Genomic DNA, 22,313 nt, shown 5'->3' with positions numbered 1-22,313 from the left:
GACGCTCGGAGCAACCGCCGAATTCGCGGCAGCGGTGCGCCGAAGTCGGCGAATGCAATTCGACACCGCGTGCCGAATCAGCGGTCCGGACCGCCGCCGAATACGGCCGCACGGAATTTCATCGGTTCGTAATCGCGAAATCGCTGCGCGGCCGCGCAATTCGAGGCAGAATGCCGGTGGGCGATTCGCCATTACCATGCTCGCGGTCGATGCACCGCTGATCGGGTGGGGTCCGGGATGCGCCGAAACCCTCGGACCTCACCACCCGAAACGCCGGTCGCGGCGCGAATGCCACCCATACTGGGCACACCCGCGGCACATCCGGAATTTTCTGATCGGAAAAGGCAATTCGACGCAATCCGACCGGTTTGCATGCGATTCCGCGATCGAATTTCCGGTTCCCGCACGCGAATGAGATTGCGGCCGGGATGTTCGCCGCTCGCGCGCGGGCCCGGACCGATCGATACCGCCGACGCGGCGCGTATTAGGGTCTGTGGCGCACGCTACGACGGCCGGTGCACCCGGCCCTTGTCATGAAGGAAACTCTATGCGCCGCATCGCGATCACCGTGTCGACCCTGGCCGCCGCCCTCGCGTGCGGCGCATGCGGTTCCTCGGGAGGAGCCGGCGGCTCGAGTGCGGCCTCGGCGTCCTCGGCGGTCAGCTCGCCGGCGGCCGCGCCGAGTTCCGCGCAGACCGCGGCGCAGCAGTGCGCGAGCGAGAAATGGCCGCAGCCGCTGCCCGATTTCCACGGAAAGCCGCTCGGGGACATGGTGGTCGGCGCGGCCCTGTGCTACAACATCACCGCGATCACCGCCCCGGACGGCACCGACGTCATGCACGACGCGGCCGGGATGACCAAACCGTGGACGGTGAGTTCGCAGTCCCCGGCGGCGGGCACCCCGGTCACCGCGCAGACCCCGATCACCCTGAAAGTCACCGCGGCACAGCGCAACTGACCTGCCGCGGCGACTCCGTGCGGTACTACCTGCCCGCGGCGCGGGACAGGTGTTCGGGGTAGCGGGCCCCGGCGACGTCCGCGGTGACGTCCTCGATGCGGGCCAGTTCCTCCGGGGTGAGGGCGATCTCGGTCGCGGCGAGGTTCTGCTCGAGGTAGGTGCGGCGCTTGGTGCCGGGAATCGGGACCACGTCCGCGCCGCGGCTGTGCACCCACGCCAGCGCCAATTGCCCTGCGGTGCAGCCCTTTTTCTCGGCCAGGGCGCGCAGCGCGGCGACGATCGCCACGTTGCGGTCCAGGTTGCCCTCGGCGAAACGCGGCAGAGCGCGGCGCATGTCGTCCGCGGGCAGTTCCCGCGTCGAGGTGATGGCGCCGGTGAGCAGACCACGGCCCAGCGGGGAGAACGGCACGATGCCGATGCCCAGTTCGCGGCACACCGGCACCACCGCATCCTCGATCTCGCGGGTCCACAGCGACCATTCGCTCTGCAGCGCGGTCACCGGATGCACCGCATGGGCGCGGCGGATGGTGTCCGGGGCGGCCTCGGAGATCCCGGCGTACCGGATCTTGCCCTCGGCGGCCAGCTCGGCAAGCGCGCCCCAGGTCTCCTCGATCGGCACGTTCGGATCGACGCGGTGCTGGTAGTACAGGTCGATGTGGTCGACCCCGAGACGGGTCAGCGACTGCTCGCAGCACTGCTTGACATAGGCGGCGTCGCCCCGTGCGCTCATCGTGCCGTCCGCTCCCCAGACGATGCCGAATTTGGTGGCCAGCACCACCTGGTCGCGCCGGTCGGCGATGGCGCGGCCGACGAGTTCCTCGTTGGTTCCCGCGCCGTAGACGTTCGCGGTGTCCAGCAGCGTGACACCGAGCTCGAGTGCCCGGTGGATGGTGGCGATGGATTCGGCGTCGTCGTCGCGTACGCCGTAGGCCTGGCTCATACCCATGCAGCCCAGGCCCTGGGCGCCGACGGTGAGATCTCCGAGTGTGCGGGTCGCGATCATGGCTCCTCCTGGGGAACACCGGTGATGGTGAGGTGAGACGCGCTCACCACCGACGACGCTAGATGCTGGAGCACACTCCAGGTCAAATCGGTGTGCCGGGCGGCGGCCGGTCAATCGTCGAGCAGGTCCACGATCTTGGTCAGGGTGGTCGCCAGGATGCGGCGTTCGTCGTCGGGAAGGTGGTCCAGGGCGTCGGCGAAACGCTGGATGCGCGCGGAGGTCAGGCCGTTGACCATGTCCTGGGCCGGGGCGGTGGCCGACAGGACGTGGGCGCGTCCGTCGATCGGGTCCGGGGCGCGCTGGATGTATCCGCCCTTCTCGAGCTGGGTGACGATGCGGGACATGGTGGGCGCGGTGACGCGTTCGGCGGCGGCCAGGTCGCCCAGGCGCATCGGTCCGCACCGCACGAGGGTGCCCAGCGCCGCGGCCGAGCCCGGGCTCAGCGCGCCGGTGTCCCCGGCGCGGCGCAGCAGGCGCGTGATCCGGCCGACGGCCAGATACGCATCGGCCGCCTCGGCGAGACGTTCGGCGTTGTGCTGCTTGATCATCCGGTCCTCGCTCCTACCCGGCTCGATAACCGCGGTGCATGGCTGTGTCAGCAAGTATGCCCGTTGCGGGGAATACCGGGACGTGTGGTGCGCGACGGGTCGATCCCGTCGCGCACCACACGCGGATCACTATTCGGAGTCGGCGCGCACGCTCGCTGCGTGGCGGCCGCTGCTGGAGCCGTTGCCGTTCGCGGTTTCGGCGGGATCGTCGTAGCCGAGTTGCAGGTCGTGGGAGACCTGCGAGCCGCTGACGACCACTCGGCTCGACACCGGCGGATAACCGCGGGTGACGACGGTGTAGCGGCCTTCGGCCAGGTCGGTGACGGTGTAGCGGCCCTCGTCGTCGGTGCGAGCCGAGCCGAGGATGCCTCCGGCCGAGTCCTGCACGATGACCTGGGCGTCGGGCACCGCGCGCCCGTCGGCCCACACCGCACCGCTGAGCACCGACATCGTGTTCAGCTCGATGTCCTGCGCCAGCACACCGCTGTCGGGGACGGTCAGCGTGATCGCGGTGGGCCGCATGTGCTCGGCGACCGCGACCAGCGTGTAGACCCCGGACACCACGCCCTGGCAGGCATAGTCGCCGCGGGCGTCGGAGACCGCGGCCCCGACGACCTCACCGCGCATATCGGTCAGGGTTATCGTGGCCCCGGCCAGCGGGCGCAGGTCAACGGCCGAGCGCACGACGCCGGACACCTCGCCCGAGCCCTGTAGCGGCACGTCCAGACGCTGCGGGCGACCGTCCACGCTGACGTTCACCGCGGCGGGCTGGTGTCCGCTCGCGGAGACGATCAGCACGTAGCTGCCCGGCGCGGGCGGCTCGATGACGTACTCGCCCTGCTGATTGCCTGTCGCGCGGGAAACCTGGTGTCCGCGTTGGTCGATCAGGGTCAGCGCGACCCCGGCGACCGCGTACCCGTCGGTGCGCACCACCCGGCCGCTGATGGACCGCCCGTCCGCGACCAGCGGGCGGGCCGGTGCGGCGGGAGCGCGGAACGTCGCGGGTGCGGCCGCGGTGAACGGGCTTGCCGCGGCACGCCCGTTGGTGTGGACCGGCAGCTGCTCGGTGTCCTCGGGGATGCCCTCGCGGGCGGCCTCGGCCAGTTCGGCGGCCTCGTCGACGACGTAGTCGCCCTTGGCGAACCAGGACGCGATCGAGCCGAGCAGCAGCATCACCGCGGCGGCGATGAACACCGCGATCAGACCGGAGTGGAACGGTCCGGAGATCAGGTGCGGGAAGAACTCCTGCCCGGTGATCGTGCTGCCGTTGACGCCCGGCTGGTTCAGCACGTCGGCCGGGATCATCTCCTTGAAGGGGTTGTATCCCAGGAAGGTGGCGAACAGGCTGCCCACCGGCGGGGTGCTGGCGAGCTGTTCGGCGAAGTTCGCCGGAACGCCCTGCGCACGCAGTCCGGAGTTCATCGCGCCCGGCAGGGTTCCGGACAGTCCGGCGATCATCAGCGAGAAGAAGATGCCGATCGACAGCGCCATACCGCCGTTCATGATGGTGGCGCGCATGCCCGAGGCCACACCGCGCTGGTTGGCCGGCACCGAGGACATCACCTCGGCGGTGTTGGGCGAGGTGAAGATGCCCATCCCCAGGCCGTTGAGCAGGATGATCAGCGCGAACAGCCAGTAGTTGAAGTTGACCGGGATGACGATGAGCAGCACGAAGGTGATCGCGGCCAGCAGCAGGCCGCCCGCGGCGAAGATCCGCCCGCCGAAGCGGTCGCTGAGCCAGCCCGAGGCCGGGCCCGCGACCAGGAAGCCGATGGTCAGCGGCAGCATGTAGATACCCGCCCACAGCGGGGTGTCCTCGAAGCTGTAGCCGTGCTGGGGCAGCCAGATGCCCTGCAGCCAGATGATCAGCATGAACTGCATGCCACCGCGGCTGACCGAGGTCATCAGGCTGGCGAAGTTGCCCAGGGCGAAGGTCTTGTTGCGGAACAGCGACATCTGGAACATCGGCTGGCGCGATTTGGCCTCGATGACGCAGAAGATCACCAGCATCGCCAGGCCGCCGATGACTCCGGTCAGCACCCACGGGTTGGTCCAGCCGGTGTTGGAGCCGCCGTAGGGCTGGATGCCGTAGGTGATTCCGGCCAGCAGTGCGGTCAGGCCGACCGCGAAGGTGATGGTGCCGGGGATGTCCAGCGAGCCGGGGGTGCGCTGGCCGTTGTCGTGCAGCGACCGGTAGGACCAGACGGTGCCCAGCAGGCCGAAGGGCACGCTGATCCAGAACACGGCCTTCCAGTCCCATTCGGCGAGCAGGCCGCCCAGCAGCAGGCCCAGGAACGAACCGGCAACGGCCGCGACCTGGTTGATGCCCAGGGCGAAGCCACGCTGTCTGGCCGGGAAGGCGTCGGTGAGGATGGCCGAGGAGTTGGCCATCAGCATCGCGCCGCCGACACCCTGCACCACGCGCCAGGCGATCAGCCAGATCGCGCCGCCGCCGTGGTCGAACGGGTCGAACGAGAGCAGGATCGCCGAGACGGTGAAGACGATGAACCCGGCGTTGTAGATCTTGACCCGGCCGAACATGTCGCCCAGACGGCCGAACATCACCACCAGGACCGCGGAGGTGAGCAGGAAGCCCATCATCAGCCACAGCAGATAGCTGACGTTGCTGGACTCGAGCGGGTTGAGGTGCACGCCGCGGAAGATCGCGGGCAGCGAGATGAGCACGATCGAGGAGTTGATGGTGACCATCAGCATCCCCAGCGTGGTGTTCGACAACGCCACCCACTTGTAGTGCGGGTGGTCGTGGTCGACGCGCAGGCGCCGACGAACGGTCTGGACGTCGCCGACGTCCAGGTCGGCGGAAGTTTGTGCGGAAGCCAAGAGTCCCTCTCCCCGAGGATTGCCGTGAACAGTGACTCGATCAATATAGTTGCAATATGCTAACTAACTAAATGGAGAGCGTAGGGAATTGATCACACTTGCGGTGGGAATACGCCTGTCGTGGCAGCGCCGTGCGACGGCGTGGGCACCGCTTCGAATGCTCGGTCGCCCGGGGCGGCGTGGTGCAGCAGATGGTCGATGAACAGCCGTGCGGGCGGGGTCGGGGTACGGGTGGTGACCGCGTGCCAGGGGCGGTCCAGCGGGGTGCCCTCCACCGCCAGGATCTCCAGATGTCCTGCGGCCACGTGTGATTCGACGGCGTCGCCGTGGATCAGGGTGACGCCGAGGCCTTCTCGCGCGGCGGCCAGCACCGCGCCGTGCGTGCCGAGGGTGAGCGTGGGCGGGCGGATCTGCAAACGGTCCAGCAGGGCCAGGGTGGTCGCGCGGGTGCCCGAGCCGTGCCCGCGCAGCAACCAGGTGGCGCGCAGCGGATCCGGGCAGCGGCCGGGGGATCCGACGACCACCAGCCGGCTCGATCGGCGCGCGCGCACCACCAGTCCGGCCTCCTGCGGTGGGCGGCCGGCTATCACGAGATCGCTTTCGTGGTGCTGTAATTCGAGGAACAGCACATCGCGCGGGTGGATCGACAACCCCACCTCGATATCGGGATAACGATCCCGGAACGCGGCCAGCGGGCGCAGCAGCACATATTCCCCGGCGGTGGCGACCACCCCGATCCGCAATCGTCCGGTATCCGCGCGCCGCACCGCGGCTTGGGCCTCGCGCATCAATCCCAGAATGCTGCGGCAGTATTCGGCGTAGACCCGCCCGGCGTCGGTCAGCACGATTCCGCGCCCGGATTTGGCGATCAGTTTCGCGCCGAGTTGTTTCTCGATATGCGCGACCGCGGCCGATGCGGCGGCCTCGGTGATGTGCAGTTGCGCGGCGGCGCGGCGAATGCTGCCGTGGCGGGCCACGGCCAGGAACGTCTCCATCCGGACCGCACTCACCATTCCCATCGTCAGACGGTAGCAAACTCAACTTTTCGGTTGAGCGAGACGAGAAACTATCGAATTGTCCGTCGACGTCGCCGCCCGCATCCTGAATCTGCAAGGCGCACAGGCTCGCTCGCACAGGAGGAGATATGGCCGAGGAATCCACTCGGGACCGCTGGGATCCGGGCGTGCAGTCCTACGCCTCGATGGGGTATTACGACCCGCACTACGAACCCAAGGACACCGACGTGCTCGCGGTGTTCCGGGTCACCCCGCAGGCGGGGGTGGATCCGATCGAGGCCGCCGCGGCGGTGGCGGGCGAATCGTCCACGGCCACATGGACGGTGGTGTGGACCGACCGGCTCACCGCGCACGACCGTTATCGCGGGAAATGTTATCGGCTCGATGCGGTGCCGGGACGTCCGGGCGAGTATTTCGCCTATGTCGCCTACGATCTGGATCTGTTCGAGGAAGGCTCGATCACCAATCTGACCTCCTCGGTGATCGGCAACGTGTTCGGATTCAAACCCCTTGCCGCACTGCGGCTCGAGGACATGCGCATTCCGGTCGCCTATGTCAAGACCTTCCCCGGCCCGCCGCACGGAATCGTCACCGAGCGGGAATATCTGAACAAGTACGGCCGCCCGTTGCTGGGTGCCACGGTCAAGCCCAAACTCGGATTGTCCGCACGCAATTACGGGCGCGTGGTGTACGAGGCGTGCCGGGGCGGACTGGATTTCACCAAGGACGACGAGAACATCAACTCCCAGCCGTTCATGCGCTGGCGCGATCGCTATCTGTTCGCCATGGAGGGCGTGAATCGCGCGATCGCGGAAACCGGTGAGCTGAAAGGCCATTACCTCAACGTCACCGCCGCCACCATGGAGGACATGTACGAACGCGCGGAATTCGCCAGATCGCTCGGCAGCGTCATCATCATGATGGATCTGACCGTCGGTTACACCGCGATGCAATCGATGTCGAAGTGGGCGCGGCGCAACGGCATGCTGTTGCATCTGCATCGCGCGGGGCATTCCACCTTCACCCGGCAGAAGACGCACGGGGTCAGTTTCCGGGTGCTGGCCAAGTGGTGCCGGCTGATCGGGGTGGATCATCTGCACGCGGGTACCGTCATCGGCAAACTCGAGGGCGATCCGAATACCGTGCGCGGGTTCTACGACACGTTGCGGGAGAACCACATTCCCGCCGACGCGGGTACCGGGATCTTCTTCGACCAGGATTGGGCCAGCCTGCCGGGTGTGCTGCCGGTGGCTTCGGGCGGTATTCACGCCGGGCAGATGCATCAGCTGCTGGACCTTTTCGGCGACGATGTGATTCTGCAGTTCGGCGGCGGCACTATCGGACACCCGATGGGTATCGCGGCGGGCGCGGAGGCCAACCGGGTGGCGCTCGAGGCGGTGGTCAAGGCCCGCAACGCGGGCCGCGACCTGCTCGCCGAAGGCCCGGCGGTACTGCGCGAGGCCGCGCGCGGCTGCCGGTCGCTCGAGGCCGCGCTGGCGGTGTGGGGCGAGGTCACCTTCGAGTACACCTCCACCGACGCTCCCGACGCCGTACCCACCGCGACGCGGTGAGAAAGGAAGGGCCGCCATGTATCTGCGTCAAGGAACCTTCTCGCATCTGCCGGAGTTGTCCGACGCCGAGATCGGCGCACAGGTGCGCTACGCACTGCTGAACAACTGGCCGGTGTCGATCGAATACACCGACGATCCGCATCCGCGCAACGTGTACTGGGAGATGTGGGGGCTGCCGATGTTCGACCTGCACGAACCGGACGGGGTGCTCACGGAGCTCGCCGCTTGCCGGGACGCGTTGCCGCGGTACTACATCCGGGTGACGGCCTACGACGCGCGGTACGGTCGGCAGACCACCGCGCTGAGTTTCCTGGTGCAGCGCCCGCCCGACGAGCCCGGATTCCGGTTGGCGCGCAGCGAATCCGACGATCGCCGGCAGCAGTACGGGTGGGCGGCCTATGCCACCGATCTGCCGCCGGGCGCCCGGTACGGCGACCGAGGCCGGGCCTGATGGCCGAGGCGGGCAACGGTTTTCGGATGCATCGCCCCGGGGCAGGGCCGGGCGTGGCGGCGGTGCGGGAGGAGCACGAACCCCACTGCCCGGACGCGCCCGAGCTGCTCGACCCGGACGCGGAGCTGGATCTGTCCTGCGATCCAGCGACCCGGGAGGTCGAACGCACTCTTGCGCGGCTGGACGCGGAGCTGGTGGGCCTGTCGGCGGTCAAGGCGCGGGTGCGGGAGATCGCGGCGCTGCTGCTGATCGACCGGGCCCGCGCCCGGTTCGGGCTCGCGGCCGCGCGCCCGACGATGCACATGAGTTTCACCGGCGGGCCCGGCACCGGCAAGACCACCGTGGCGCTGCGCATGGCCGATCTGCTGCATGCGCTGGGATATATTCGCAAACCCTTGGTGCACAGTGTGACTCGCGACGATCTGGTGGGGCAGTTCATCGGTCACACCGCGCCGCGCACGAAGGAGGCCCTGGCGCGGGCGGCGGGCGGGGTGCTGTTCATCGACGAGGCGTACTACCTGTTCCGCCCGGAGAACGAACGCGATTACGGGCAGGAGGTCATCGAGATCCTGTTGCAGGAGATGGAGACCGAGCGCACCAGCCTGGTGGTGATCTTCGCCGGGTATCCGGACCGGATGGAGACGTTCTTCTCCGCCAATCCGGGCTTGTCCTCGCGGGTGGCGCATCACATCGATTTCCCGGACTACAGTCACGGCGAGTTGATGGCCATCGCGGGTCTGATGGCCGAGGGGGAGCAGTTCCGCCTGGATTCGGCGGCGGTGACGGCGCTGGGCGAATATCTCGAATTGCGCATGGCGCGACCGCGATTCGCCAATGCGCGCAGTGTGCGCAACGCGCTCGAGCGGTGCCGGTTACGTCAGGCACGCCGTTTGGTGGACCTGCGCCGGCCGCTGCGCCGCACCGAGCTGATCACGCTGACCGCCGCGGATGTGTACGGCAGCAGCGTATTCGGCGACGCCGATCCGGTGCCGGTCGCCGGCGACGGGGCCGATCCGTGAGGAGTTGACAAGACGCGATGCCCGAGAAACTCGAGACACTGACCCGGTACACGATCGCGCAGGAGCACCGTCATCCCGGCTCCTCGGGGGAGTTCTCCGCCCTGCTGAACGTGGTGGCCACCGCGACGAAGATCATCGCCAACCAGGTCACCCGGGGCCGCATCGTGGACACCGCCGCATACGATGCCACCGCCCGGCGGCCCACCCCGGTTCGCGCGCCGGCGCCGCACGACGGACACAGCGCCCGCGCCGGCGCCGCGCCCGGTGACGAGCGGATCGCGGAACCGGATCGCGGCGAGACCGAACCGGCACCGCAAACCCAACGGGCGCAACCGGAATCGCTCGTTCCACGGCCCGGGGAGAGGCAGGCGTCAGCGGCGGGCGACCCCGGCCCGGCGCGGCATCGCCGCATCGATGCGATCGCCAACGACATCATGGTGGCCGAATCGGAGTGGACCGGCCCGCTCGCCGCGCTGTTGTCCGAGCAGATGGCCGGATTTCATCCGGTGCCCACCGAATTCCGGCGCGGGAAATATCTGCTGGCGTTCGATCCGCTGGACGGCTCGTCCAATATCGATGTGAACCTGCCCGTGGGAACGATTTTCAGCGTGCTGCGCTGCCCGGACGACACCCGCGCGCCGGACGCGGGCGATTTCCTGCAGCCGGGCGTGCGGCAGGTGTGCGCGGGTTTCACCCTGTACGGTCCGGCGACGATGCTGGTGCTGACCACCGGGGACGGGGTGGACGGGTTCACCCTGGATCGGGAGATCGGCGCGTTCGTGCTCACCCATCCGCGCATGCGAATCCCCGAGCGCACTTCGGGATTCGCGATCAACGCCGCGAACGAGCGGTTCTGGGCGCGCCCGGTGCGGCGTTACGTGCACGAATGCCTGGCCGGGGTGGACGGTCCGCGCGGGCGGGATTTCAATATGCGCTGGGTCGCCTCCCTGGTCGCGGACACTTTCCACATCCTCACCCGCGGCGGGGTCTACCTGTATCCGTACGACACGCGCTGCGCGGGCCGGGTCTCGCTGCTCTACGGCGCCAATCCGATCGCGTTCGTGGTCGAACAGGCCGGTGGCGCGGCGACGACGGGGTATGCGCGGGTGCTGGAGGTGACCCCGGATGATCTGCATCAGCGGGTGCCGTTGATTTTCGGCTCGCGCCGGGAGGTCGAGCGCATCGAGCGCTATCACCGCGAGCCCGAGGAGGGGCCGCGGTTCGACGCGTCGCTGTTCGGCACGCGATCGCTGTTCCGGCCTGTGGGCATCGAAAAAGGCCATTGAAACGAGGTGCGATGTCGTTCAAACATCCCGTGGTCGCGATCACCGGCTCCTCCGGTGCGGGCACGACCAGTGTCACCCGGACATTTCAGGAGATCTTCCGCCGCGAGGGGATCGAAGCCGCTGTGGTGGAAGGGGATTCGTTCCACCGGTTCGATCGCGGGGAGATGGCGATGGCGATGGCCGAGGCGGAGCAGAACGCGAACCGGCACTTCTCGCATTTCGGCCCGGAGGCGAATCTGCTGGCCGAACTCGAGGCGCTGTTCCGCGATTACGGGGAGACCGGCGTGGGTCTGGTGCGCCGGTATCTGCACGACGAGGCCGAGGCCAAACCGTACGGGCAGCCGCCGGGCACGTTCACTCCGTGGCAGGAGCTGGCCCCGGGCAGTGATCTGCTGTTCTACGAGGGCTTGCACGGCGCGGCGGTGACCGACTCGGTGGATGTGGCCCGCCATACCGATCTGCTGGTGGGTGTGGTGCCGATCATCAATCTGGAGTGGATTCAGAAGGTGATCCGGGACAAGACCGAACGCGGGTATTCCGGTGAGGCCGTGCTGGATACGATCCTGCGGCGCATGCCGGACTACGTGAACTACATCTGCCCGCAGTTCTCCCGCACCTACGTGAATTTTCAGCGGGTGCCCACGGTGGACACCTCCAATCCGTTCACCGCGCGCACGATTCCGACCGCGGACGAGAGCTTCGTGGTGATCCGGTTCGCCGACCCGAAGGTGATCGACTTCCCGTATCTGCTGTCGATGCTGCACGATTCGTTCATGTCGCGGCCCAATTGCATCGTGGTGCCGGGCGGGAAGATGGATCTGGCGATGCAGTTGATCTTCACCCCGCTGATCCTGCGGTTGATGGACAAACGCCCGAACAGCCGGGTGTGAACGCTGATCAGCACGCCGGAATCGGCTGGCCCGGCGATACGGGTCTGGTCTGCACGCCATGTGCCGCGCGGTCGGGGCCGTGCCCGATCGGGCAGACCCGGACCACCGCAGGGGCCGGTCCGCTCCGGTTGCCCGCGTTGTCGAAGTAGATCGGCCCGCCGGCGCCGGGGACGGCCTGCGCGGGCGCGTTGTAGCCGCTGATCACCGCGTTCACTTGGCCGCGGGTGACCGGCTCGTGCTGCGGCAGGCTGTGCACCGCGGCGGTGGCCGTGGTGACCGCGTCGTAGCCGTTGACCGCCCAGCCCTGGTCGAGGTGGGAGCGATCGAGCCGGGCCGCGGTGAACGCGTTCTGATAATCCAGGAACGCGGTGTCGTCGGCCGGGCGGTGGGTGTCGGCGATCATGCTCGACAGCAGCCGGATGCGGCCGCTGGTGAAGCCGGCCGAACTCAGCGCCTTGCCGCGCAGATCCTCGAGCACCGGATCGGGTTCGGGGGTGGACAGGCGCAGCGCGTCGGAGGTCGCGATCACCGTGATCGACGGGGCCGGGCACAGGCCGTTGCCGTACCGCTGATCGACACTGAACAGGAACCGGCTCAGGTCGCGGCCGCGGGCCAGATAGGCGACGGTCACGTCCGAGGTTGCGGCGCAGACTCGTTCGGCGGTCTGCACCACGGTGGTCGGTTCGTCGGCGTCGAACTTCACATCCGGGGCGTCGGTGTGGAAGTCGCGGTGCAGCAGCGGCAGCGCGGTGCAGGTGTAGGGATCGGTGGTGCCGGTGGGCACCATCACGAAATCCGGTGGGCTCGCGGCGATTTTCGTCAGCGCATCGACCTGGACCGCCACCCGGAACGCGACCCGGTAGAAGTAGTCGCGGCCCAGGCCGTCGCGGTAGTTCTGCCGCGCCTGGTCGCAGCTGTCGTAGATCGGCTGATCGGCGCGGGAGCCGTCCTGATCGAAGCCCTCGGCGGTGACCACATCGCCGATCATCGGAATCTTCGCCGCGGCAAGGGTTTTCACAACCTCGGTGGTGCTCTCGTAGCTGAGTCCGACGCCGGCGACTGCGACCACGTCATCGCGCGCGGCCATGGCCTGTGCGACGTCGCGGGGTCCGGGGCCGTGCTGATCGTCGCCGAGTTGGCCGATCAGCAGCTTCACCGGGTGCACGCAGCCCGAGTCGTCCGCGTGCTGCTGGGCCGCGGCCATCCCCTCGAGTTCGTCGAGCGCGCGCCCGCCCACCGAGGTGTCGGTCAGGCTCAGCAGCACGCCGATGGTGACCGGGGTGCCGGCGGGGCAGTTCGCCGCGGCGTTGTCGTTCTGCTGCCGGATCAACCGCATGACCGGGGCGAACCCGGGCACGCCGAAGTCGTAGGGGCCCGCACTCAGCCCGACGCACTGGTTCTCGGCGTGCCAGGTCGGGGTGCTGGTCTCCCAGCCGCGCCCGCAGGTGAACACCTGCTCGATCTGTGGCGCGTAGACCACGGTGGGCGCCACCAGGGCGATGATCACGGCCGTCACGCCGAGCGGCACCCACTTGCGCGGCGGGCGCGGCGGTGGCGTGATCGGCGGCCAGAACGTCTCCGCCAGCCGTCGCAGCCGTCGGTTCATCACGGTCCTTTCGTTCGCCGGAGTGCGTATCGGCCACTCCCGCAGGGGCTTTCGTCTCAGCGCCAGATATGTCCCGGGGACGGGCCGATATCGGGGTCGGCCAGGAACGCCTCGGCGCGCCCGATCTGGCGGTCCAGGTGCGCACGGGTCGCGGAGTCGGTCACACAGGGATCGCGGTAGGCGGGTACCGCGGCCAGCAGGGTCGCGATATGCCATGGGCGGGTGTCCGGTACGAACAGCTCGCGCAGCGTGGTGACCTCGGGCGCACGGGGATGCGGGTCGGGCGTGGCGACGATTTCGCCGAACAGCGCCCGCCAGTCCTGCCACGGCACTCGCGCGTGCAGGCCGGAAAGTTCTCCGACGACCTGTTCGTGCCTGCGCAGCATGCGATCACAGCACAGCCGGGCGGCGATGTCGTCGTCCTCGCATTGCTCGCGCAGCAGCTCGAATACCGCGTTCCAGCCGCGTGCGGGGTCGCGCCGCCGGGCAAGCGCCCGCAGTGCGAGATAGCGGGCGAGGGGATGCATCCGGCGTACGGGTGCGTTGCCCGATGGTCCGGCGGTCCACAGCGTGCGTGAGGTGTAGAGCGGGTGCGCGGTGGTGCCGACGGTATCGCGGTCGTGCAGCACGAGCAGACTCTGCGCCTCGCGCAGATTCCGGGCCGCGGAGACGGTGATCATGGCGTCGATGAGTGCGGTGGTCGGTTGGGTCGCGGGATCCAGGCCGGAGGCGAACACGTACAGCAGGTGTTCCTCGAGCGAGGCGTCGGTCTGCTCCCGCGCGGCGGCGCCCAGGTCCGCGGGAGCACGTCCGTCCAGGGTGACCCGGCTGGTCAGCAATCCCTCGATGTCCTGCCACAGAAGAGGATTCGCGCTGATCTTGCGCAGCGACAGTTCGGTGGCTTCGTGGTGCCGGTGGGTCAGCCGTTCGAGGTTCACGGCGATGGCCGGTGCGCGGAACAGGGCGATCGGGTCGGCGCGCAGGAGGATCTCGTGCCTGGTGAAGCTGGTGAGTTCGGCGCGCAGCCACGAGCGGCTCGCCAGGTCGGGTCCGGCGCGGGCCACGAGGTCGGTGATCGAGCGGGTGCCGTGGCCGGAGCCGGCGTGCGGGGCCAGGATCGTGCGCACCTCGGTGTCCGGCCATTCCGGCCGGCGGCCGGAGTGCTCGTGCAATGCCGCGGTGAGCGCACCGGAGCTGGCGGTGATCACGGTGAGTGGATCGGTGCCGGATTCGGCGGTGGGGGTGCCGGCGGACGCGACCAGCCCGCGCACCCGCAGCAACGACAGGATGAACGCCGTTGCCATCGGCAGGTCGCCGTCGTCGAGCAACAGCACGATGTTGGGTGTGCGCGCACCGAGCCGGTGCACGCTCTCGCGCAGATCCGCAAGCAGCGCGCCGGTCAGTACGTCATCGACGCTGGCCTGCACGACCGGATCACGCAGTCGCGCATGGTTGGCCAGGTCGATCAGCACCTGTTCGGGTTTGCTGCGCATGCCCAGGTCGCGGTGCGCGAACCAGTGCACGGCGTGTTCGAGCCTGCGGCGCATCCCCCGGCGCACCAGCGCGGGAACCGCGTCGCTGAGCCAATCGGCCTTGGCGATATCGGTCAGGATGTTCAGCGGCGGTGGCGGATTGGGGATGGCGGCCGTGACGAACCGGGCCAGCCCCTCGAGCAGGCCGCGCAATTGCTGTGGGTCGCAATATCTGTCGAGTTCGGCGTCGAGCAGCCGCAACTGCTCGTCCAGCGCCAGGCCGCGAAAGTCGGTGCTGAGCGCGATGTGCGCCACCAGCATTCGCATCCGGGTCAGGCGGAATCCCGGAAGCCTCCTGCCCAGCCACACCATGATCGCAACCATGACCGGGCGCAGCGGATCTCGCTCACCGGAGTCGGAATCCGCTGTGCGGCCGATAATTTCCCACTCGCGGGAAGTGAGGCGTTCGGCGTATGTCCTATCCTTCCACTCATCGAGAATGTCCAGTAGCAGGCCGGTTCGGCCGGATCCGCCGCATCCCTCCAGGACCAGCACCGGCCGGGGCCGGGGTTGAGCGTGGTCGTGCGGCGGCGTGGTGAGCCGTTCGACGAGTACGGGCAGGATTTCGCGCATACTGATCTCGTCGGCCATCGACTCCCCCTCCGCCGGAAACGATCGCGTGTGTTGTGAAGACAGGCTTCGCCCGATGCGAGCTCGTGTCAAGCCCCGAATGCGGGGGTGAATTCCGTTGCGCCGGTCAGCTTCCGGAGGGCGACTGTGCGCCGCGGCGCACCCAGCGGATATCCGCGCGCCAGGTGTAGGCCGCGACGAGCGCCGAGCCGACGGCCGCGGCGATCAGCATCTCGTCGCCGTTCACCACCAGGCTCACCAGGCCGCCGATCGCGGCGCCGACGACGAAGGACAGCCACTGCACCGCGTAGTTGAGCCATTCGCGGTGGGTGCCCCCGGCGAGGTGGCGTTCGACGCCCTGAGCGAATTTGACCAGCGTCCCGGTGACGTAGGTGACCGGGATCGAGACCTCACCCTTGCGCACGAACGAGGTATTGAGCGAACCCATGGCGAACGCGACGAACAGGATCGGGACCAGCCCGACGTCGGTCTCCCGGCCGAATCCGTCCACGGTCGCGGCGATCACGAGCGCGAAGGTGGCCAGCATCGTCGCGCCGTGTGGATGGTTGCGCCACCAGTGCCGGCGGCAGACCGAGGCGCAGAACACACCGGTCAGGAAGCAGACGATCAGCAGGAACGCGCCCCACGCGAGCCAGAAGTCGCCCAGGAATCCGCCGATGACCGCGCGCTCGGTGTTACCGGTCATGAAGGTGACGAAATAACCCTGCGAATGGGTGTAGGCGGCGGCGCCGACGAATCCGGCGAGAATCAGCAGCGCCGTGGCTAGCCGGGCCTCCAGATCCCAGAACCGGGCACGTGAGTCGTTCGAGTTCGCGGTCACAGCGACAGGCTAGCAATCTATGCGGCACTGTGCATGGATCGTGCGGTGGGACGCCAGCGCACCCCTCGGCGCATCGGCGTGAGGGGGGCCGGAGAGCCCGCTCAGGGCTCTGCCCACCATTCCCGGGTTCCCGGTATCGCTCCCAGGCGTTGCCACGCGGGAGTGTCATCGGTCTTGTGCACTTCTATCCCGGTGTCCCACGGCACGACCTCGTCCTTGGACCCGGTCATGATGCTTCTCGGGGCGCCGATCGTGGTGGACACATCGCCCGTGGGCGCGTACACCTCGGGACTGCCGATACTGGTTCGCAGATTCTCGATGTGCTCGGCGGCCGAGGTCGGAAAACTCTTGTCGGGCAACAGCACTACCGGACCGACGTTCTTGCGGACCGCTCGCGCCAGCTGCTTGTTCGCCGCCTGTACCTTCAGCAGCGTCTCGTCGTCGACGGCGACCGTTTCGACCTTGCCCCGCCCGGTCTTGACCTGCAACAGCCGCCGCCGCCCGGGAAACGGAGACTGGGCGCCGTCCTCGGCGCTCACGGGTTCGGTCAACGACCGGCTGCGCACGAAGGTGTTGTTCTCCGGCGGCCATCGCCGAACCCACGGTGCGGTATCCAACTCCAGGCCGTCGCGAGTGGGTTCCCCGAAGACCACATCATCGGGCCTGATGACGTTGTATCCGTGATCTTCTCCGTCGTATACGTACTTTCCATCGGCCCAGTGCCGCATGTGGGTGGCGTCCTCGACCGGGTAATCGATGACCAGTGGCGGTTTCTTGAATTTGCGCTCGGCCCGCAGTGTTCGAGTAACCACCTGGTCCGGACGGAACGTCACCTCACGCTCGGGTGTGAAGTGCTCGGCCGGAATGGCCTCGAGGCGCTGAAAACCGTTGGCGCTGAATTCGTCTGCGCCGGTCACCGCTCTGCCGTTCTCGCCGAGCCTGCCCGCGGTCCCGACATATCTCTCGGCCAGGCCGCGAGATTCCTTGCCGAACAAGTGGATCAGCGGATCGACGAGCGCCGATTTCAATCTTTCGGCAAACACGGCATCATCTCCGCTCGCGGGGGGTGGTCGGGCGCAGCGCGGCGACCGTCAGTCGGCACGACGCGTCACTGCGGGGGTTGAGCAGGATATCCACGCCGGCGGGAACGACATCGGCGAGCTGCTCGCCCGTCAGCGGTCGCCACATGTCGACCTCGATGCCTCGTCGATGCACCGCGGCCGTGACGACCAGCACGCACGGCACATCCTCCGCGGCGCCGATCACGGGACGGCCGTCGGCGTCGCACCCGATATCGACGACCGAGCGCCGCACGGTGGCGAGGACATCGCGGATCGCATCTTCGCGGCGCACGGGCTCCGACGTGTCGGCGACTGCGTGGCGCAGGATCGCGTCGAGCGGATCGGAGGGCATCGACTCGTCGGCCGGCCGGTAGGCGAGATTCGGTTCGAATGGTCCCGAACGGCCTTCGTCGTCGATCTGCCAGCCGCCGATGATCATCTCCGGTGGCGGCTGCTGCGCCGCCTCGGCGGGTTCCCAGCCCGGCGCGGTCAAGGCCAGCCAACGCGCTCGACGACCCGGTCGGTCCGTGATCATCTGCCCCCATTCGATCGGTCGAAACCTGTTCGGGATACGCGTCGCGCCCGGATCCGGGCGCCTGGTTCGAGCGGCCCCCCACGATAGTTCACCCGTCGGTGCTCTCGCCTCCGCGACTTCCCAGTGGCAGTGAGCTTTCCGGCTTCATCGGGCGATGCGTGCCACGCCCGGCAGCGCCGCGAGGGTTGCCTCCCGGCCCAGATCCAGGGCTTGCAGCAGGATCGTCGAATCGCGGCCGATCCGGCCGATCGCCGGGGCGTGCCGGGGCGGGCGGATCTGCAGGATCGTGGGATCAGCGGTGAGCGCGCGTTCGTCGCGGGCGTGCTGCTCGGCGCGGGCGAGCCAGTTGGTGACCACGCCGGGGGCGTGCCGGGCCAGGTAGCGGGCGACCACGCGGGTCTCGATACTCGAAGGGACACCGGGGGTTTCGTCGATGCGGCGAGTGCGCAGCACGAGTGCGTGGGTCGCGCCCTGGGCCAGTGCGGTGTGGATGGGGACCGATTCGGACAGGCCCGCATCGATGTAGCGGCGTCCGGCCAGTTCCACCGGCTGCCCGGACAGGATGGGCAGACAGGTGGTGGCCAGCAGCGCGCGCTGTAGTGCGGCCGGACCGGTGAGGTGCGGGTGCAGGTCCACCGCCGCGCCATCGGCGGTGTCGGTGCCGATCGGGTGGAAGGTCACCGGGCAGTTCAGGATTGCCGCGAAATCCATCGGCACGATCCGCTCGTACACCGTGTGCACCAGATATCGGGTGTCGACCACGCGCCCGCCGCGCAACGCACGCACCGGATCGATCACCCGCCGCACCACATCCGCATGCCACGCTCGGCGTGACCGATTCGCCCGCCCGCACAACAGCCAGGCCCCGTTCAACGCACCGGCCGATGACCCGTACACCGCGTCGAAGCAGCTCAGCACTCCCAGATCCTCGAGTCCCATCGCCATGCCGTGCGAATACGCCCCGCGCGCCGAACCGCCCTCGATCACCAGCGCCAGCCGCGCCCCGTCGGTCCGATGCCCGGGGACACTCCCGCCGGCCTTGCGTGCGGCGATCAGATCGGCGACCGGGGATCCGGATTCATCGAGCGACACGAGCTGACCCTTCCGGTAATGCGACAAACCGGATCCGGTTTATCACAGTGCGTCGGCAGGTCAGCGGCGGTGGGTCGATCCGAGCAGCCGGCCGGCGCCGAAGTAGTCGCGGAACACGTACAGCAGCGGTTCCCAGGCGGTGGTGTCGATATGGTCGCCCCCCGGCCGGAGGATTCGCAGTTGCCGCGGGAAGGTTCGGCCGGTGCCGAACCATGGGCGTGGCATCGTTGCCGAACTTTGTTGATGGATGGGAAGTGTTGTCCCAGCTGGCTATTCGGTGATCATGGTTATTGGCCGTAAGAGAGCCGAAGGTCGGCGAAGAGCAGTTGGTTGAGTCGGCGCCGAAGGTGTCCGGTCTTGCTCTGGTCCGGGGCTCCGCCGTGAGTCAGCAAGGTGAACCGCAGCAAGGTCTCCGCGCCCTGGACGGTCGTGAGTTCGAAATGCACCTGGTCATCGGGCCTGCTGGGCCACAGTGACGACCACACGACTCTGGTCGGTTCCGCTGCCTCCAGGATCCTGGGCTCGACCTCATCGGGAAGCAGGTTGAGCCAGGGCCGGGCTTGTGGCCGACGAGGCTCGGTGAGCGATCGCCAGACGACCAACGGCGGTGCTGGAAGCTTGCGCGCCCGCGAACCGATCTCGATCACGCCAGAAGCGTAGGGCAGCCACTGATCCCGGCCACCCGCTCCCTGCCAAATCTGTTGTGGCCGCCGAACTGCGCTGCGCGTCATCGGCCCGACTTCACGGCTACTCGAAAGTGCCCATGCGACTGATGGGAACGGCTGTGCTGCTACCGATTTCGAGGGCGACTCGACGTCCTCGGCGATACCCACGGTGACCGATGCGGGCGGAATGCCGAGCTGCGACAACGGATTCACGCCCATGCACGATGCAATGCCACGAACCGCCGAGTGAGATCTTTGCTGGGATGATGCGCGGATCGAATGAATATCTGCCCTGGCTGGGGCATCAGGGGATTGCGCCATGGTGGGCCGGCGTCATCAACGAACCGTATGGGAGGCGGGTATGTCGGAGGACGGATCGACGCTGGCGCGACGTCAGCTGGGGAAGTATCTGAGGGAGGGCCGCCAGGAGCGCGGCCTGACCCTGCACCAGGCGGCGGATCTGATTCAGCGCAGCGCGAGCACGTTGCAGCCGATCGAGAAGGGGACGGTAGCCAAGCTGCGAGAGGTGGATCTCGACGCGCTGTGCCGGATCTACGAATTCGGCCCCGATCACACAACGGCAATGAAAGGGCTTGCCGCGCAAGGTAATGAGCAGAGTTGGTGGTACGAGTACGGCGGTCCCGCGCTGGTGTTCACTTCCGAGGAGTGGTCCGCGTTCGTTGAGGCGGCGGCCTCTCATGGCAGATTCGATGGATGACATGACCGGCGTGAAGTGGTTCAAGAGCATCCGTAACGCGGGCTCGAGAAGCTGTGATGAGTGGTCAGCCTTTATGGACGCGGTATGCGGCCGGGGAGCCCCCGCGAGAATGCGGCGCTGAGCCGCCCGCCGGAATCCGGTTGGGTGGCTGGGCTTGACCCTGACGCTGCGTCGGGGTTGCACCCTTGGGTCATGACGAACGATATCGATTCCGCAACTCGGCTCGCTCCGCCGATCGGAGAGTTCCAACAGGTCGACGGCCGCCGGATTTTTGCGCATCGGCTGGGCAGTGGCGGGCCGGCCGTGGTGTTCGTGCCGGGTTCGGGCGCGGTCGGACTGGATTATTTCGCTGTCCAGCAAGGGATTTCGCAGTTCTGTACCGCTGTGGTGTACGACCGTGGCGGCACCGGGTACAGCGATCGGGTCCCGCTGCCGCGCACTGCGGCGGCGGTCGCGACCGAACTGCACGAGTTGTTGCAGGCCTTGCATCTGCCCGCACCGTATGTTCTGGTCGCGCATTCCCTCGGCGGCGGCTACGCGCACCGGTTCACGCAGTTGTATCCGGATGAGGTGGCCGGGCTGGTCTGGGTGGATGGCTTTCACCGTGACTGGGAGGAGTTCATGCCCGCTGCGGCGAACCCGGCCGCGGTGCAGCAGACAGCGCCCACTCGCGAACAGATGCGGCAGATGGGTTCGGCGCTGCGGGAGATGTACGCCGAACTGGTCGCGGACTATCCGCAGCACCTGCGGCAGCCGTTGATCGACGCCCATGTCAGCGAGGATTGGCTGCGGTTCGGCGTCGCGGAGCGCGGCAGTCTGCGTGCGCTCGCCGGCGAATTGCGTTCGGGGCCGGACATTCCCGACGTCCCGGTGGTCGCGCTCACCGCGCAGAGCATCGACCCCGGACCGCAGGTGCCGATGCCGCAGCGCACGGTCCGTGCGATACACGAGGGGATGAGCCGGATGGCCGCGGCGATGGTGAGCAAGGTGTCGTCCGGGGAGCATCGCGTCGTGTCCGACGTGGGACACAACCAGCTGTGCTTCACTCGCCCCGACGCCGTGGTCCAGGCGATCCGTGACGTCCTGGACCAGGTGGTTCGCGCCTAGACTCGAGTGGCTATGTTTCCCGAGGAGCGGAGGCGCACGGTGCTCACGATCGGCCAGCTCGCGGCGACCGCCGGGGTGAGCGTGCGCACTGTGCGCCATTACCACCAGATCGGCCTGCTGCCCGAGCCCGAGCGCGATGCCTCCGGCTACCGTCGTTACAGCGCGCAGGCAGCGGTGGATCTGGTGCGGATCAGAACTCTGGCCGATGCCGGAGTGCCCCTGGCGAGGATCGAGGCGCTGCTGCACGCCCAGCCTGCCGAATTCGCGTCCGCCATCGCCGATATCGACGCCGGGCTGCGGGACAAGATCGATCAGCTCACCGACCATCGCCGCCGCATCGCCGAATTGGCAAGCGGCGAGGAGCTCGTCCTGCCTCCGGAGATGGTCGACATCTTGAACCGGCTGCGCGGTCTCGGAGTCAGCGAGCGCACGGTGCGGCTCGAGCGCGACTGGTCGATCCTGTTGCGGGCCTCGGACCCGAACGTGATGCCGCAGTGGATTCGGGACAAGATCGCCGGTTTCGAGGATCCGGAGAAGATGCGCCTGTATCTGGCGTGTGATCAGTGCGTGGGTTGGGATCCGCACGATCCGCGCGTGGATCGGCTGATCGATGACCTGGAAGCGTGGGAGATCGAACACGACGGCCGCAGCAGCCGGCCCGAGCGCCCGACGCCGCTGTTTTCCCTGGTCCTGCGGGAGTCACCGGCTTGGCATCGAATCCTTGACACGCTCACGCGCCGCGCCGAGCGCCGCCGGGCCGGCGTGCCCGGCAGCTGAGCGCGGGTATTCGGCCCGCTCGTTGCGCAACTTGTTGCGGTGCAACCGAATTCGGGCGATCGGCGCGACGGGGGTGCGATCCGGCCGAGACGTCCGCGCCCGGATTTCGGGCAACGCGGGACTGGGCCGATTCCTTTTCGTGGTGGCCGAGGTCTACATGGTGAGCGGAACCGTCTGCGCTGCGAGCACGGTCCGCTCACTCATGTGTGGTGAACAACAACGAAGG

21 protein-coding genes and 1 pseudogene are annotated in these 22,313 nt (G+C 68.0%); 9 read left to right on the top strand and 13 right to left on the bottom strand.

All coding sequences use genetic code 11. The features are described 5' to 3' along the window. The first annotated feature begins 547 nt into the window (after positions 1 to 547). A complete protein-coding gene (locus AC5WS7_RS06845; protein WP_495953449.1) occupies positions 548 to 958 on the top strand; it encodes a PASTA domain-containing protein in 411 nt (136 codons plus the stop codon). Positions 959 to 983: 25 nt separating this feature from the next. Here AC5WS7_RS06845 and AC5WS7_RS06840 read toward each other — a convergent pair whose 3' ends face one another. The 5 genes and pseudogenes from AC5WS7_RS06840 to AC5WS7_RS06820 form a co-directional block, all read right to left on the bottom strand. Then, positions 984 to 1,961, bottom strand: a complete 978-nt coding sequence (locus tag AC5WS7_RS06840; RefSeq protein WP_495953448.1) for an aldo/keto reductase — start codon at positions 1,959 to 1,961, stop codon at positions 984 to 986. Between the two features lie 110 nt (positions 1,962 to 2,071). Beyond that, the gene (locus AC5WS7_RS06835; RefSeq protein WP_495953447.1) at positions 2,072 to 2,509 is read right to left on the bottom strand and encodes a MarR family winged helix-turn-helix transcriptional regulator; all 438 of its coding nucleotides are present in this window, start codon (positions 2,507 to 2,509) and stop codon (positions 2,072 to 2,074) included. Between the two features lie 129 nt (positions 2,510 to 2,638). Next, positions 2,639 to 3,454 (bottom strand): MSCRAMM family protein, encoded by an 816-nt coding sequence (locus AC5WS7_RS06830; RefSeq protein ID WP_495953771.1) that lies wholly within the window; start codon positions 3,452 to 3,454, stop codon positions 2,639 to 2,641. 180 nt (positions 3,455 to 3,634) lie between these two features. After that, a pseudogene (locus AC5WS7_RS06825) lies at positions 3,635 to 5,350 on the bottom strand (MFS transporter); the annotation flags it as partial. Positions 5,351 to 5,442: 92 nt separating this feature from the next. Continuing rightward, entirely contained in the window at positions 5,443 to 6,369 is a 927-nt protein-coding gene (locus AC5WS7_RS06820) for a LysR family transcriptional regulator (RefSeq protein WP_495953446.1), read from the bottom strand. Between the two features lie 125 nt (positions 6,370 to 6,494). Between AC5WS7_RS06820 and AC5WS7_RS06815 the strand changes: the two genes are divergently transcribed. The 5 genes from AC5WS7_RS06815 to AC5WS7_RS06795 are packed head-to-tail and all read left to right on the top strand — an operon-like array spanning position 6,495 to position 11,583. Further along, positions 6,495 to 7,937, top strand: coding sequence for a form I ribulose bisphosphate carboxylase large subunit (locus AC5WS7_RS06815; protein ID WP_495953445.1), 1,443 nt, complete (start codon positions 6,495 to 6,497; stop codon positions 7,935 to 7,937). Between the two features lie 16 nt (positions 7,938 to 7,953). Further along, complete coding sequence (locus AC5WS7_RS06810; protein WP_495953444.1) at positions 7,954 to 8,388, top strand: ribulose bisphosphate carboxylase small subunit; 435 nt, start codon at positions 7,954 to 7,956, stop codon at positions 8,386 to 8,388. 26 nt (positions 8,389 to 8,414) lie between these two features. After that, positions 8,415 to 9,407, top strand: a complete 993-nt coding sequence (locus AC5WS7_RS06805) for an AAA family ATPase (RefSeq protein ID WP_495953443.1) — start codon at positions 8,415 to 8,417, stop codon at positions 9,405 to 9,407. 17 nt (positions 9,408 to 9,424) lie between these two features. Continuing rightward, positions 9,425 to 10,693: a class 1 fructose-bisphosphatase gene (locus tag AC5WS7_RS06800; protein WP_495953442.1), complete on the top strand. Its 1,269-nt coding sequence runs from the start codon at positions 9,425 to 9,427 to the stop codon at positions 10,691 to 10,693. An 11-nt stretch (positions 10,694 to 10,704) separates the two neighbouring features. After that, positions 10,705 to 11,583 (top strand): phosphoribulokinase, encoded by an 879-nt coding sequence (locus AC5WS7_RS06795; protein WP_495953441.1) that lies wholly within the window; start codon positions 10,705 to 10,707, stop codon positions 11,581 to 11,583. Positions 11,584 to 11,590: 7 nt separating this feature from the next. On the opposite strand, the gene AC5WS7_RS06790 is transcribed toward AC5WS7_RS06795, so the two are convergent. The 8 genes from AC5WS7_RS06790 to AC5WS7_RS06755 form a co-directional block, all read right to left on the bottom strand. Further along, a complete protein-coding gene (locus tag AC5WS7_RS06790; RefSeq protein WP_495953440.1) occupies positions 11,591 to 13,189 on the bottom strand; it encodes an ABC transporter substrate-binding protein in 1,599 nt (532 codons plus the stop codon). 56 nt (positions 13,190 to 13,245) lie between these two features. Further along, positions 13,246 to 15,312, bottom strand: a complete 2,067-nt coding sequence (locus tag AC5WS7_RS06785) for a hypothetical protein (protein ID WP_495953439.1) — start codon at positions 15,310 to 15,312, stop codon at positions 13,246 to 13,248. Positions 15,313 to 15,418: 106 nt separating this feature from the next. Next, positions 15,419 to 16,132 (bottom strand): YoaK family protein, encoded by a 714-nt coding sequence (locus AC5WS7_RS06780; protein ID WP_495953438.1) that lies wholly within the window; start codon positions 16,130 to 16,132, stop codon positions 15,419 to 15,421. Positions 16,133 to 16,233: 101 nt separating this feature from the next. Beyond that, the gene (locus tag AC5WS7_RS06775; protein ID WP_495953437.1) at positions 16,234 to 17,175 is read right to left on the bottom strand and encodes a hypothetical protein; all 942 of its coding nucleotides are present in this window, start codon (positions 17,173 to 17,175) and stop codon (positions 16,234 to 16,236) included. A gap of 4 nt (positions 17,176 to 17,179) precedes the next feature. After that, positions 17,180 to 17,728 carry a type VII secretion system-associated protein gene (locus AC5WS7_RS06770; protein WP_495953436.1) on the bottom strand — a complete coding sequence of 183 codons (549 nt, stop codon included), beginning with the start codon at positions 17,726 to 17,728 and terminating at the stop codon, positions 17,180 to 17,182. 144 nt (positions 17,729 to 17,872) lie between these two features. Beyond that, positions 17,873 to 18,820 carry a patatin-like phospholipase family protein gene (locus AC5WS7_RS06765; protein WP_495953435.1) on the bottom strand — a complete coding sequence of 316 codons (948 nt, stop codon included), beginning with the start codon at positions 18,818 to 18,820 and terminating at the stop codon, positions 17,873 to 17,875. Between the two features lie 60 nt (positions 18,821 to 18,880). Next, positions 18,881 to 19,045 carry a hypothetical protein gene (locus AC5WS7_RS06760; RefSeq protein ID WP_495953434.1) on the bottom strand — a complete coding sequence of 55 codons (165 nt, stop codon included), beginning with the start codon at positions 19,043 to 19,045 and terminating at the stop codon, positions 18,881 to 18,883. 62 nt (positions 19,046 to 19,107) lie between these two features. Further along, positions 19,108 to 19,467: an SRPBCC family protein gene (locus tag AC5WS7_RS06755; protein WP_495953433.1), complete on the bottom strand. Its 360-nt coding sequence runs from the start codon at positions 19,465 to 19,467 to the stop codon at positions 19,108 to 19,110. A 379-nt stretch (positions 19,468 to 19,846) separates the two neighbouring features. Between AC5WS7_RS06755 and AC5WS7_RS06750 the strand changes: the two genes are divergently transcribed. The 3 genes from AC5WS7_RS06750 (at position 19,847) to AC5WS7_RS06740 (ending at position 22,087) form a co-directional block, all read left to right on the top strand. Then, positions 19,847 to 20,203, top strand: a complete 357-nt coding sequence (locus AC5WS7_RS06750) for a helix-turn-helix domain-containing protein (protein WP_495953432.1) — start codon at positions 19,847 to 19,849, stop codon at positions 20,201 to 20,203. Positions 20,204 to 20,395: 192 nt separating this feature from the next. Continuing rightward, positions 20,396 to 21,310 (top strand): alpha/beta fold hydrolase, encoded by a 915-nt coding sequence (locus AC5WS7_RS06745; protein ID WP_495953431.1) that lies wholly within the window; start codon positions 20,396 to 20,398, stop codon positions 21,308 to 21,310. A gap of 12 nt (positions 21,311 to 21,322) precedes the next feature. Continuing rightward, complete coding sequence (locus tag AC5WS7_RS06740; protein WP_495953770.1) at positions 21,323 to 22,087, top strand: MerR family transcriptional regulator; 765 nt, start codon at positions 21,323 to 21,325, stop codon at positions 22,085 to 22,087. Positions 22,088 to 22,313 lie beyond the last annotated feature (226 nt).

The organism is Nocardia sp. PLKS1-43 (assembly GCF_059510335.1).
This window is presented reverse-complemented; position numbering and strand designations above follow the sequence as displayed.

What these genes read in the sequence shown, in the direction of transcription:
- AC5WS7_RS06845 (WP_495953449.1), top strand. Translation starts at nt 548, where the DNA reads ATGCGCCGCATCGCGATCACCGTGTCGACCCTGGCCGCCGCCCTCGCG.
- AC5WS7_RS06840 (WP_495953448.1), bottom strand. Translation starts at nt 1,961, where the DNA reads ATGATCGCGACCCGCACACTCGGAGATCTCACCGTCGGCGCCCAGGGC.
- AC5WS7_RS06835 (WP_495953447.1), bottom strand. Translation starts at nt 2,509, where the DNA reads ATGATCAAGCAGCACAACGCCGAACGTCTCGCCGAGGCGGCCGATGCG.
- AC5WS7_RS06820 (WP_495953446.1), bottom strand. Translation starts at nt 6,369, where the DNA reads ATGGGAATGGTGAGTGCGGTCCGGATGGAGACGTTCCTGGCCGTGGCC.
- AC5WS7_RS06815 (WP_495953445.1), top strand. Translation starts at nt 6,495, where the DNA reads ATGGCCGAGGAATCCACTCGGGACCGCTGGGATCCGGGCGTGCAGTCC.
- AC5WS7_RS06810 (WP_495953444.1), top strand. Translation starts at nt 7,954, where the DNA reads ATGTATCTGCGTCAAGGAACCTTCTCGCATCTGCCGGAGTTGTCCGAC.
- AC5WS7_RS06805 (WP_495953443.1), top strand. Translation starts at nt 8,415, where the DNA reads ATGCATCGCCCCGGGGCAGGGCCGGGCGTGGCGGCGGTGCGGGAGGAG.
- AC5WS7_RS06800 (WP_495953442.1), top strand. Translation starts at nt 9,425, where the DNA reads ATGCCCGAGAAACTCGAGACACTGACCCGGTACACGATCGCGCAGGAG.
- AC5WS7_RS06795 (WP_495953441.1), top strand. Translation starts at nt 10,705, where the DNA reads ATGTCGTTCAAACATCCCGTGGTCGCGATCACCGGCTCCTCCGGTGCG.
- AC5WS7_RS06790 (WP_495953440.1), bottom strand. Translation starts at nt 13,189, where the DNA reads ATGAACCGACGGCTGCGACGGCTGGCGGAGACGTTCTGGCCGCCGATC.
- AC5WS7_RS06785 (WP_495953439.1), bottom strand. Translation starts at nt 15,312, where the DNA reads ATGGCCGACGAGATCAGTATGCGCGAAATCCTGCCCGTACTCGTCGAA.
- AC5WS7_RS06770 (WP_495953436.1), bottom strand. Translation starts at nt 17,728, where the DNA reads ATGATCACGGACCGACCGGGTCGTCGAGCGCGTTGGCTGGCCTTGACC.
- AC5WS7_RS06760 (WP_495953434.1), bottom strand. Translation starts at nt 19,045, where the DNA reads ATGCCACGCCCATGGTTCGGCACCGGCCGAACCTTCCCGCGGCAACTG.
- AC5WS7_RS06750 (WP_495953432.1), top strand. Translation starts at nt 19,847, where the DNA reads ATGTCGGAGGACGGATCGACGCTGGCGCGACGTCAGCTGGGGAAGTAT.
- AC5WS7_RS06745 (WP_495953431.1), top strand. Translation starts at nt 20,396, where the DNA reads ATGACGAACGATATCGATTCCGCAACTCGGCTCGCTCCGCCGATCGGA.
- AC5WS7_RS06740 (WP_495953770.1), top strand. Translation starts at nt 21,323, where the DNA reads ATGTTTCCCGAGGAGCGGAGGCGCACGGTGCTCACGATCGGCCAGCTC.